Consider the following 12,418-nt stretch of genomic DNA (forward strand, 5'->3'; position numbering starts at 1 on the left):
CGAATGGCAATAGGTATTAAAAAATTTTAAAGAACACCTCATCATCTTTAGCAGCTCCACATCGGGAAAACAGCTTCAATGTGCTCCCGGGCAAAAAGGCCAATGCGCTTTCAAGCAGGTTTAAATACCTCAGAATTGACTAAAATTTTTCGTTTTTAACACAATCAAATTACCTTAAATTAATTTGTCTTTAACCTCTCACCTCTATACTGGGGGTATAAAATAAATTGGAAGGATGGATCGCCATGTTAAAAAGGTTAACATCACCCAAGAAATCGTTGGTGGCTTTGCTATGCTTGGCAATGATATTATCATTAATCACAGGATTTTCACCATTTAAAGATTTGAACTTAATGCCACAAAGTGTAGCGGCACAGTCATCAAGCACAGCAGCGCAAACGACAAAAACTCCCAAGTACATATTTATGTTCATTGGAGACGGTATGGCAGCAGTTCAGGTGAATTCAGCTCAGATTTATAAAGGGAACAATAGTCATAACCAACTTACTTTAAAAGAAGTTAGTTTCCAAGATTTTGAGGCCGCAGGATATCAAACCACCCAGGATGCAACATCCTTTGCACCAGACTCCGCATCTACTGCAACTTCTTTATCATCAGGATTTAAAACCTGGAGCGGAACTATTGGGTTAAAACCGGTAGGATATAAATCAGCTAACACCTCCGAGAGTGTTGATGGAGCTAATATTCCCTCAACTATAGCTGAAAGACTGAAAGCGGAAAAAGGCATGAAGATAGGCATCATCTCAACAGTAACAATTAATCATGCCACACCGGCAGCATATTACGCACATGTAGCTTCAAGAAATGATTATTATGACATAGCGCTGCAAATGGCCGATTCAGACTTCGACTACTTTGGTGGCGGTACGATCAATCAAGCAACAGGAAAGAATAATGATCAAAAAGATGCTTATACGATTTTGGAAGAAAAAGGATACGCTATAGCGAGAACCAAAGAAGATATCTTAGCTCTTAACAGCCAATCCGGGAAAGTATATGCAGTGACGCCGGTTACTCAAGATAGTGGCGCGATGCCTTATGCACTGGATAATAAACCGGGAGATTTAACTCTGGCAGATTTTGTTCGGAAGGGCATTGATGTTCTTGATAATGATAAAGGATTTTTCATGATGGCCGAATCCGGGAAAATCGACTGGGCAGGTCATGCTAATGATGCCAAAGCAAATATTGAAGACGTTTTAGCATTTGATGATGCGATTCAAGTAGCGGTGGATTTCGCTAAAAAGCACCCCGATGAAACTTTGATCATTGTAACCGGCGACCATGAAACAGGCGGCATGACGATAGGGCAAGCAACAACCAATTATGATACCGCTTTTCATCTCTTAAATAATCAAAAGATGACGTATGTTGCATTTGATGAATTGATCGACAATATGAAGGAAAATAACCCCAATTTAACATTTGCAGATGTCATGCCGGTGATTACTAAAAACTTTGGTCTTGTTAACAATGCGACCGGCGACATCAGTCGTAAAGGTGAGCCAAGTTATATGACATTAGAATTATCAGATAGAGAAATGGCTAAACTAGAAACTGCTTTTGCTGAAACCATGGCAGATGAGCCTACTGACAATGAAGAAACCGATCTGTTATACGGCGGTTACAATCCGCTTTCAGTAACATTAACACACATTATTAATAATAAAGCCGGTATAGGATGGACCTCATATTCGCATACAGGAGTGCCGGTACCGGTATATGCAACAGGTGCAAGCGCAGAGCTATTTAACGGCGCCTATGAGAACACGGAAGTATACGATAAATTAGTAGCAGCTACGAAACTTAACTAGCCATTCTAAAAAACAACTCAGGATTTTAATAGAATAGATAAAACAAGGCTGGAATTTACGCCAGCCTTGTTTTAATGATGTGATGAAAGGAGTATCAATTGAAAAAGTTATTAAAGAACCTACATCGAAAAGAACTTGTTTTTACCATAGTTTTTTTGATCATAGTGGCAATTCTTGCCATATTGCCCACAGGATTTCAGAAGCAAGAATATAGATATACCGAAGGTGTTCGGGCCAAGGTCATTTCCGTCAATAATTTAGGAATAAACAGTTCGGGAATCTATAAGCTCGGTGATCAAAGTGCTGTAATTGAGATAGAAACAGGTTCGCATAAGGGAGAACAGATTCAAGCCAATAATATGCTTACCGGCAGTTTAACCATTGATAAAATTTTTCAAGAAGGGGACAAAGCCTGGGTACTGATTGGTTTTAATGAGAATAACGAGATCAACTTTGCCAACATGATTGATCATTATCGTGTAGATAAGGAATTACTTTTAATCGGAGTCTTTGCACTTGTTATCATAATTTTTTCCGGATTTACTGGAGTTCGCACCTTGCTTTCCATTGCCTTTGCCCTGCTAAGTATCTGGAAAATTCTCATACCGGCGATGCTGCATGGTTATCATCCATTATTAGTGGCACTAATTGTCGGCAATGTACTGACGATTGTTACACTTCTTTTAGTGGCCGGCTTTTCCAAAAAGGCCTATGCAGCCATTATCAGTGCTACGATTTGTTCTTTAGCAACATGTTTTTTGGCCATAACCTTTGGAAGTCTCTTCAATATACACGGTGCTGTAATGGAAGGAGCCGAATCCCTGTTATACTCAGGATTTATGAAACTGGACCTAACCTCCATCTTTCAAGCGGGGATATATCTTGCAAGCTCAGGAGCTATACTTGATTTAGCAATAGATATTTCGTCAGCACTGGAGGAAATTGTTAAAAATAGCCCAGAGATCACTCAGACAGAGCTTGTGAAAGCAGGACTTAATATTGGAAAATCCGTAGTTGGCACTCAAACCACCACCTTGCTATTGGCTTATGTGGGAAGCTATATCACAGTTCTTATGGTATATATGGCTCAAGGAACACCACTAATGAATATTCTCAATTCAAAACCAATAGCAGCAGAGATATTGCATACCTTCGTAGGCTGTCTTGGCCTTGTCTTGGTGTCGCCTTTAACATCTCTGGTATGTGGATTTATATTTGACAAGGACATGAAAGAAGCTGTATAGTATCTCTTCAGCCTTTGATTCTGCCGGACTATCCGCATCCACCTTTTTTGCGCAGCGAGGCGTAAACCTCGCCGAATTCCAGGCGGACAGGGTCAAACTCGGTATCCCATGGGAATTTATCGGCAAAGGGCAGAATAAAATAACTTTAACATTTTTTTTGCAAATGCCGATGGAACACAGATAGCGATACGATTTGAAAAAGAAACAATGCTCCTAAGTACATGATAATTATGCGCGTGTTTTCTATGACTTCCAATTCCCCCAGAATAGAAAAAACAACTATTGATGTGGAAATAACAAAAAGACTCAAAAGGAAAGCATATCTGCCCGCCTTGTTTCTTAACCCCTCATTTCTTTCGTCATGTATCTCGATAGATTCATGATCAAGTTTTTCTTTATATCTCTCTGCATTTTCCGGCATGATCCAATAAAAATATTTTCCTGCCATTACCGCTCCGGGGCCAATAAGCGCACCAGCAAAACCGTACAATAAACTTTGCAGCCTCGTGTCAAAAATAATTGTGGCACCTATTAAAACGCAGCCAATTCCAATAAAACTTAAACCACACCATAAATAGCTTTTTTTCATGGCTATTTGCTCCTTTCATAAATGAAAATGTCTTCGATCTTTTTATTAAAAAAATCGGCTATGGCAAAGGCCAAATCTAATGAGGGATTGTATTTTCCCGTTTCTATGGAGCTTATCGTTTGCCGAGAAACCCGCAATCTTTTAGCAAGTTCCTCTTGACTTAGCCCTTTTTCTTTTCGTATCCTTTCAACATTATTTTTCAAATAGTCATCCTCCCGCCCGACAAGTTTCCTTTACATATATTTTGACAAAGCACTTACTTTTTGTCAAGTTTCCTTTACAAAAAGTTTTTCTACTTAATATATCCAAAAAACGAGAGATAAAGGTCTGTGCCCAAAATCGGAGAAATACCCCGATTGTCTCCTATGGAAAAGCACGGAAAGAGGGGGACGCGCTCACATGCAGGTTATGATGTTATGTTATTTTAAAAGCGTCAATATACTCCTCGTAGTTTTTTAGGACGGTGTTGATGCGTTGACGTCGCCGTTGATTGCCGCCGCAATGACGAGGAAAGGAAAAATGCCTCCGATAGGCAACGGTGCGCCGGACAAGATAAGCAAACCCGTGTGGTGACGCAAGAAGAACCCCATTCCCAACAATGGTGAAATTTAGGCCTTAGCCGATCAGGACGCTTCATGCCGGGAATAAGAGTGTACTGCAAGGATAAAGCACAAGACAATCTCTATCCCTGCCGCCACCGGGATGATATACGGTGTCCAGACGCTGATCGGCCCAAGAGGTAAAAAGTTAAATTCGGTCAACTCAAAGAAAAAGCTGTTTCTAAGTCCGACTCCCCCTGAGGGCAAGCATAGCCTGATCCAGTTTTCGATATTGGCGCCGCTTCCGGCAAAAGATAAAACAGTGGGCAACAAACAGCCGCCAAGGGCAAGTCCCAAGACTGTAATCGGATTTTTGAATTTGGTTGAAAGAAATAGTGTAAAGCATACCGTCGCCAGGAAAGTAAGCAGACCGGAAAAGACAACCAGCGTATTGGCTTCTCCTACGGTAAGCGGTATAAAGGATATTGCGGAAAACGCCAGTTGCAGCGTTGTTTTCAGACTATCCCAACCGAATGCGGCGTATGAAATCAATATAAAGGCCGATACGCAGACCGCAAAAATTGCGGTTGTAAGCAAAATCGCGGACAACAGCTTTACAATTGCCAAACGTTGCCTTCCATGTTTGGCGCAACGCAAAATGTCATCCGCGCCGCTTTGATAGTCAGCGGAGAAGATGGGCGCGGCAATGACTGTGCATAACATAACCAACAGGAAAATGCACATGGTCAGATACTCCGACGTGTCGCTGTCCCCAACGCCATATAGATAATAGAAGGGCGCTTTTACTTTCTCATTTGTTGCAAGAGCTTGTTCCACGGCATCGGGAGCATCCTTATATTCTTTTGACAGATAGTCCGCAAGGCGCTCCGTGCGTTGCTGGTAGAAGTTGGCCGCTTCTTCAGGTGAAATCTCATACAGCGGCACGGGAATGCCGGTGGATTTATCCACATAGACCTCGCGTACGTTATTTAATATAGCATTAATTGGCGATATTTTTTGATAATATACATCTTTGGGTATATCCTCCATCTTTGCTCCATAGGTTTCATATACCTCATGATAGGCTTCAAAGGCGGCTCGTATTTTCTCCGGCGTAAGCTCACCCTCAATCGGTTTCAGCATTTCCTGATTTGCCTGTATCGCATCCCTGCCGGTAAGCCTTACTTCCGTACCATTTTCATCAAGGTTCCAATGGCGCGCAAAGGAGATAACCAAAAGTGCCATAATGACTGACAGCAGCAGTGCCCCCACCGCCAGTATCCATGTGGAACGGGTTTTTGCCACCCGTTTGAGTTCCAAAGCTATCATGCGCTTCATATGGCATCCTCCTTTACGGCTTCCTCGCCACGAAACAGCCAGAGATACAAATCCTCAAGCCGGGGGGAGGCGGTCTGTGAATCCGGCAAGCCCGGACTTTCCGAAACATACCGTACCGATACTCTCCCGCCTTCTTCATTGCGGACGGTCACAACCCGGACGGTACGCTCATAATGATGAAGCTGTTCCGCTGGAATCGTTCCTTGCCATACCTTGCCGCCCATCATTTTCACAAGCTCGTCTGTAGTGCCGACCGCAATAATTTGTCCGTCTTTCATAATCGCGTTGCGGTTCGCAATATATTCCACGTCGGACACAATGTGGGTGGAAATCAATACAATCCGTTGCTGCGCAAACTCCGAAAGGATATTTCGGAAGCGTATGCGCTCGCCAGGGTCAAGGCCGCTGGTGGGTTCGTCCAGAATCAAAATATCCGGGTCGTTCAAAAGCGCCTGTGCTATCCCCACTCTGCGCTGCATCCCCCCCGACAGCTTGCGGATATGCTTGTTCCGAACGTCCGCAAGGGTTAGCTTGTGAAGCAGCTCGTCTATTTTTTGATTGGTTTCCCTTTTAGACAACCCTTTCAGCGAAGCCATATATTGCAGATAGTCCGCCACCGTAAATTCCGGATAAAATCCAAAGGTCTGCGGCAGATAGCCAAAGACATCCCGGTAGGCTTCGCCCAACATTTTGATTTCTATGCCGTCATATTGGACTTTGCCGGAAGTAGGCGTTAAAATTCCGGCCACCATCCGCATTAAGGTTGTTTTGCCCGCTCCGTTTGCACCGAGAAGACTCCATACGCCGGGGGTAAGTGTCAGGCTTACATTATTTACGGCGGTTTTATCCTTATACCGTTTGGTCAACCCATGAATCGCAAGCTCCATGTTCATGCTCCTTTTTTATGTTCTTTAAGCATAGGAAGAAACTGCGAAGCAGTTTCGACACACCGCTGCAATGAGGCTAGGGGCTTCCCGCCTCGGTTATATTCCGTTCGCGCATAGGTCGAGGGAGGCCGCCTTATGAAGCAGACGATACAACCCTGCGGCGAGAATCACTGCACACAGTGCACATAACGCTCCCCAAACTCCGACTGAGGCCTGTTTATAAACCACCGGGGCAGTCTTGTACAGTATAAAAAGCAGCAAAATCAAGAAGAAACAATAGGTGGTGCAGGCAAATCCTTGGTGTCGGCCATGGGCGTATATCTGAATAAACAAACAGCCGCAGCATGCAATCAAATACGGCAGCAGCAGGTATATGGCGATGTTTCCTGTACCAAACTCTGTTCCTGTTCTTGCCAGAAGTAAAGAAACCGTAAGCAGCAGTACATTGCCAATGCCTATAAGAAGAATCCGGGTCAGCAATAGTTTTGGAATCGAAATTCGCGTCGCCATTTCCACTTCAAGCATTCTATACTGTGCCGAGCGCCCGATAAAAGGGATGCCGGTCATGGCGATAAAGACTGCAAAACAGCCGAGAAGTACCGGCAAATGGCGCGGAGCGAGATCAGAAACAGTATCCGTGATCGCAAAACCAAACAGCCAAAAGGCGCATAACAAAAGAAGTCCCTGCAACAGCCAAACGGTCGCGCCGATAAACCGTACCTGCCGCAGCAGGAAAGCCGAATATTGGATACGCTCCCGCTGCCTGCGGTTTTGGTACGCCATGCGGGCCGCTTGCATTGTTTGGGTCAGATGTTCCTTCGATATTTGCAGGGCGGGCTGGTCTTTCAGCGCAGCCTGTAATTTTGAACGCATTTTTCTGTTCATCTATCTCCCCTCCTTATCAAAGGTCTTTTTCAATTCGTTTTAAGGCGCTCCGCAGCCGGGACTGTACCGTGCGCATCGGCACGCCTATAACCTCCGCGATTTCCCGGATTTTCAACTCGTGTACGAAACGCAGCATTACGACTTCTTGTTGTTCGTTTGGCAAACGGCGCAGCAGCCATGCAAAGTTTTCCTCCGATTCAATCTGTTCCAAGCGGTTGTCGGATTCCGCCAAATCATCCGGCAACCGCTCTGTGATCCTTTTGCGGCTATAATCAATGCACGCATTGGCGGCGATTTTGTAAATGTAGGCTTTGAATTTGCCGCGATGAACATATGCATCAAGGTGCCGGATGGCTTTCAAAAAAGTTTCCTGCGTCGCATCCTCGGCCGTCTGCCTGTTCTGTGTATGCCACAGGCAATAACGAAGTATGCCCGGATAATAAAGCGCAACAAGTTCATCCAGACTTGAAATATCGCCATCTTTTATTCTTTGCAGCAATTCGTCTTCATGCAGCAAGGTTAATCCTCCGGAAAGATTCCCTTATCATATAAAAACGTTTTAAGGCATCTAAGATGATTAAAAATCTTAAAAAATGGTTTTAATAAAGCAACATTTAAATACCCAGGGATGTCCCCATAGTATAAACGTTTGATAATACCCAAAATGATGAGCTGTTCAATTTTTATTTTTCCATGTTTTCATGGGAATGATTGAATGAAAATTCTCTGAGCTGAAAAATGTAGGAGTATTGTCAAAATAAAGATGCCAAGCATCATTTTTTTCGTTTCAGTTTCGCTAACATGAGTGATTTATATGATTTATATATGGAAAGTGGAGAAAGTAACGCTGATGGTTGGAATCGTCTTTATATTGATTGGTGCTGTTGTAGAAAGCATTTCTATAAATACTTTGAGGTATTAGGGGCGAAGGCCCCTAACAAGCGAATTTGGGCGGCCAAATTCAGTGCTTGCTGCAACAAAGGCGGCAATCTTTCGTTTTATGTGGGTTTCGATTGTTCTCCAATACTACCGTCCGAAAAGAGAAAACAGGGAGTCATCGCGTACATAAGAGAGTGTGCCCAGCGTCCAGTCGGAGGTACGAAGATATCCATATTCCCCCGTGTCGAATTTGACGGCGCGATCACTATATGCCCCAAGTTTTTCTGGATCGATCACATCCTCTGTCGGGACAAAATTGCCTCCAAACCGATTGCTCATAAGCTCATAAGGCGTTTCCCGCAGGGTATTGTCTGAAACGGTATAAACATACATATTTTCACTGCTCATACGATGGAGTTGCACCGTATTCCCATCCATGCTAACCGAAACCTCACAATAATCGTCGCCTTGCGTTGCGTTACAATGGATCGGTTTTAAATCAAGGCTACGTATGATCCGGAGCGCATCAAGGTCGTAAACAAACAGTCCGAAATAGCCGTGGAAAATCACGATATCATCCGAAGCGTAGTCAAGGGACGCCATATCGGCGCCGAGACTCTGCTCGGGCGACCACCCTGGGGCAATGGGTTTAAGTGTGGTTTGCTGCGAAGGGTGTGGTGTGAGTCCCTGCCCGCCGCCGCCTGTGCCGATGCTTATGACAGCGTATATATCTTCATATGCATGCTGGACTCTGAGCTCCAAATAATTGTCGGGCCAGGTTCCCTTGCCTTTAGCGCCGCGTGCGGGATTTACATAGCTGTCGTTATCAGTGGTAAAATCATAATTCAGGGAAACGCAGAATTCATTGATATCACCTGCCATAACAGAGATATCATTAAGCTTATATGAAGCGATCCGCTCATTGACTGAAGTTTTTTCACTCATTAGAAACTCCATATACGTGTCGAAGGCAAGTGTACCAAGTCTTATCAGATCAGTTTCATCGGATGAAAATGTAAAGGGCTCAGCGGATGACACATCGCTCGATTCCACGTGATACGGCAAACTGCTCTCAGCCATTACCCAAACAAGACGATGGGTTATCCCCTCTGACACGCCATTTGTATAGACAAACCTGACCGTTGCCGCCGATTGCCCCTCTTTCTGACGGTATTCCATATAGCGCAGACCCTGCTCTCTATCCTGCCAGCCGCCCTCGCCTTGGCCGAAAACATCGATAACCTGCTCAATGGTATTAAGATTATGGGGAATATATATGGGGCCTTCGTCCTTGTGGATTGTCACCGATGGAATATATGCGCCGTCATACACGTTGACGAACATTTTAATAAGCCGCCCAGTGTTCGCATCCGCACTATAACGTACTTCTTCATAATTAAAATCGTATCCGTCGCTGACATGCAATGGTTCGGTGGGAGTGAGTGTTGACGCATCCATTTCGCTTATATCGGCACCAAGCATGAAGCCATTTACGCTAAAGGTGTAAAAATCATAATCGCCGGTGACGGCGGTTACTCTGTTCATCGCAAAGCCCACGCTCAGAATCGCCACGAGCGCGACAGCGGCAATGATGATCGCTCGAGAAGGCTTTTTGAAATTCAGCACGTTTTTGATCCGTTCCTTCATGCCGCCCTCCCCGAACGCGAGAGGACTGCCGCCAATGATGGGTCGCTCCGCCGCTAAAGATAGGAGCGACATGGAGTAGGCTTTTTTCGTTTCGCCGCCGATTTCCTTGATCACCCGCTCATCGCAGGACATCTCCATATCCGCACTCATCAGTAAAAACGCCGCCCATGCAAGCGGGTTGAACCAGTGCAGGCAGAGAATAAAGTACGCGAGGGGCTTTACAACATGATCGTGCCGCCGGATATGCGTCCGCTCATGCAGGATAATATAGCGGTTTTCCTCTTCTGTGAGCCCCGCCGGAATGTAGATTTTCGGTCTGAATAATCCGAGGACAAACGGTGTTTTGAGGTTTTCGGCTCTGTAGATATTATCCTCAATGAGCACCGCGCCATTCAGCCGCCGTTTGAGCAGTACCATGGACACGACGCTGTAAATCAGCATAATCGCCATGCCTGCGAACCACAGGTATGCGCCGACGGTCAGCCAGACCTGCACCGGGTTCACGCTCGCGGCGGGCGTTGCGGCAGGGAGGACACTGCTCACGACATTGTCGACAATGCGAATCCCGCTGTCAACGCGCGGTATCGGCTGCATAGCGATGTCCGCCGGAATGGGCGCGGACTTGAACGGGATCAGGCTGAACACACTCTCAAATGAGAAGGGGAACACGAGCCGGAAGCCCGCCACCGCCCACAGCGCGTAGGAAATCGCTTTCGGAGCTTTTTTCAGAAAAAGGCGTGCCAGCATAATGGCGGTGATTACATAGCTTGCCGTTAGGCTCATGTTCAAAACGGAGATAAACAGATCCTCCACGGCTATCCCTCCTTGTGCTGGTCAATTAGACTTTTTAGTTCTTCGGCCTGACGGTCGCTGAGCCTGTTGCCTCCGATGAAAGCTGCCAGAAATTTTGGAAGCGATCCTCCGAAAGCATCTTCAACGAACCGCCTGCTCTGCCTTGCGTAAAGTTCATCCTTTTTGATCAGGGATGTAACAACTGCGTTTCGATTCTGGAAGATACCTTTTTCGCAGAGGTTTTTCAGTACCGTATAGGTTGTAGACTTTTTCCACTCCATTTCTTTTTCGCATATCTTAACCAATTCACCGGAGCCAAGTGGTTCGTGCTTCCAGATCAAATCGGCGAATTTGGCTTCGCTACGCGACAGTTTATATTCCTTCATGGCAATCCCCCTTGAGTCTATGTCTCATAGACCTATATTTTGAGTCTATATTGTATAGACCTATTGGTCAAGTTTAAATAATGCTCCATATTAAAGGGCATTAGGGGCGAGACCCCTAACAAGCGAATTTGGGCGACCAAATTCAGTGCTTGCTGCAACGAAAGACGTCAGTTTTTCGTTAGGTGTGGGTTACGATTGTTCTCAAATACAACCGGCCGAAAAGAGAGAGCAGGGAGTCATCGCTCCTGCCCGCAGTGCTTATGCAGCTGATTTTGAGATAAAAAAGACGCTGATTTCTCAACGCCTTAGCAAGTTCCCATTATACTCATAATCCATTAAATTAGAATTCATTTAAGTAGTTCTGTAAAGAGCCGGCCAACTTTCCAATATGTATTCCATCTACAAAGGAATGATGCACTTGAACGGAAAAAGGAAGAATCCATTTCCCATCTCTTTCAAAGAATTTTCCCCAATCGAAGAGAGGCGTAGCATTATCTTTTTTCCCCAAGTTGGTATGGGAAATATGAGTATATGACACCCACGGCAATGGCGAAAACTGAAACACATCATTACCTAATGGCCCTGTAAAATACTCTTTTTGATTTTCAGCTTTTTCCCTGGCGATAGCGACGTATTCTTCTACTGTATCCCGCATTTCAACATTGACAACTTTAAAAAGTTCGCTATCTTTGTTCATATACGTAAAAGCAGTATCAATCCTATCATAAAGCACTATTTGACCATCTACAAAGCGGTATCTGAACTCCTCAATTTCGTTTGCGCATTTAGAAACAACGAAGATTAAAACCATTGAAAACGAATATCTCATCTCTTTAACTCTCGCTAAGAAATTGCTTATATCCAGCTCAAAAGTCACACAATACGATGGTTCGATGCTGTTTCTAAATATTTGGCAGTGTATGGCGCGTTTCCAATTGTTTTCATCGATAATCTTATATTTACCTGACACGATTTTATTGCCCCTTTATTAAATAATCTCGGTTAAACCAAATCAAATTCCAATTTATCTTTATTTTATACTGATAATTTGAAATCCAGGGAGCTAATAAATGGATATTTGGCTCACAAAAGAAACCTCCCACAACATTATCGTCCAACACTCTGCCCGTTCTTAGATGGCTTCTGATGTTCATAATCTTTTTGTTTATTTCTTCCAAACTATTTATATAATCCTTCTAAACTGCTCTATGAAGCATGAAGCGAGAGAATAAAGACCTCCGCTTCCTCTCGGCCACTTGACATTTTGCGGGCCAACATAATAATATGTTTTTAACAAGGCTATGAAGGCCGAAAAACCTGTATGGAACAGGTTCGGTGCTTCATGGCTTTTTTTTATCCCCCAGGCGGGATTCTTGAAAAATGGGAAAATCTTGATT

Annotated in this window: 11 protein-coding genes; 2 read left to right on the top strand and 9 right to left on the bottom strand. The window is 44.4% G+C overall.

All coding sequences use genetic code 11. The features are described from left to right. Positions 1-245 precede the first annotated feature (245 nt). Both B3W37_RS11210 and B3W37_RS11215 read left to right on the top strand, forming a co-directional pair. Positions 246-1,835 (top strand): alkaline phosphatase, encoded by a 1,590-nt coding sequence (locus tag B3W37_RS11210; RefSeq protein ID WP_483175824.1) that lies wholly within the window; start codon positions 246-248, stop codon positions 1,833-1,835. A 98-nt stretch (positions 1,836-1,933) separates the two neighbouring features. Then, positions 1,934-3,079 (top strand): YibE/F family protein, encoded by a 1,146-nt coding sequence (locus B3W37_RS11215; protein ID WP_483175825.1) that lies wholly within the window; start codon positions 1,934-1,936, stop codon positions 3,077-3,079. A 145-nt stretch (positions 3,080-3,224) separates the two neighbouring features. Here the strand turns inward: B3W37_RS11215 and B3W37_RS11220 are convergent, their stop codons facing one another. From B3W37_RS11220 to B3W37_RS11260, 9 genes are all read right to left on the bottom strand, one after another. Further along, on the bottom strand, positions 3,225-3,668 hold the full coding sequence (locus tag B3W37_RS11220) for a hypothetical protein (RefSeq protein WP_483170694.1): 444 nt from the start codon (positions 3,666-3,668) through the stop codon (positions 3,225-3,227). A gap of 2 nt (positions 3,669-3,670) precedes the next feature. After that, positions 3,671-3,871, bottom strand: a complete 201-nt coding sequence (locus B3W37_RS11225; RefSeq protein ID WP_483170695.1) for a helix-turn-helix transcriptional regulator — start codon at positions 3,869-3,871, stop codon at positions 3,671-3,673. A 420-nt stretch (positions 3,872-4,291) separates the two neighbouring features. Further along, a complete protein-coding gene (locus tag B3W37_RS11230; protein ID WP_483175826.1) occupies positions 4,292-5,545 on the bottom strand; it encodes an ABC transporter permease in 1,254 nt (417 codons plus the stop codon). Continuing rightward, a complete protein-coding gene (locus tag B3W37_RS11235; protein WP_483170697.1) occupies positions 5,542-6,432 on the bottom strand; it encodes an ABC transporter ATP-binding protein in 891 nt (296 codons plus the stop codon). Before B3W37_RS11235 ends, B3W37_RS11230 begins: the two co-directional genes overlap by 4 nt. 96 nt (positions 6,433-6,528) lie before the next feature. Continuing rightward, positions 6,529-7,317, bottom strand: coding sequence for a hypothetical protein (locus B3W37_RS11240; RefSeq protein WP_483170698.1), 789 nt, complete (start codon positions 7,315-7,317; stop codon positions 6,529-6,531). A 16-nt stretch (positions 7,318-7,333) separates the two neighbouring features. Then, on the bottom strand, positions 7,334-7,834 hold the full coding sequence (locus B3W37_RS11245) for an RNA polymerase sigma factor (protein WP_483175827.1): 501 nt from the start codon (positions 7,832-7,834) through the stop codon (positions 7,334-7,336). Positions 7,835-8,343: 509 nt separating this feature from the next. Then, the gene (locus B3W37_RS11250) at positions 8,344-10,656 is read right to left on the bottom strand and encodes a M56 family metallopeptidase (RefSeq protein ID WP_483175828.1); all 2,313 of its coding nucleotides are present in this window, start codon (positions 10,654-10,656) and stop codon (positions 8,344-8,346) included. A 2-nt stretch (positions 10,657-10,658) separates the two neighbouring features. Next, positions 10,659-11,021, bottom strand: coding sequence for a BlaI/MecI/CopY family transcriptional regulator (locus tag B3W37_RS11255; RefSeq protein ID WP_483175829.1), 363 nt, complete (start codon positions 11,019-11,021; stop codon positions 10,659-10,661). A gap of 340 nt (positions 11,022-11,361) precedes the next feature. Further along, a complete protein-coding gene (locus tag B3W37_RS11260; RefSeq protein ID WP_483175830.1) occupies positions 11,362-11,991 on the bottom strand; it encodes a CatA-like O-acetyltransferase in 630 nt (209 codons plus the stop codon). Positions 11,992-12,418: the final 427 nt, after the last annotated feature.

Source organism: Syntrophomonas sp. UBA5494, assembly GCF_002426325.1.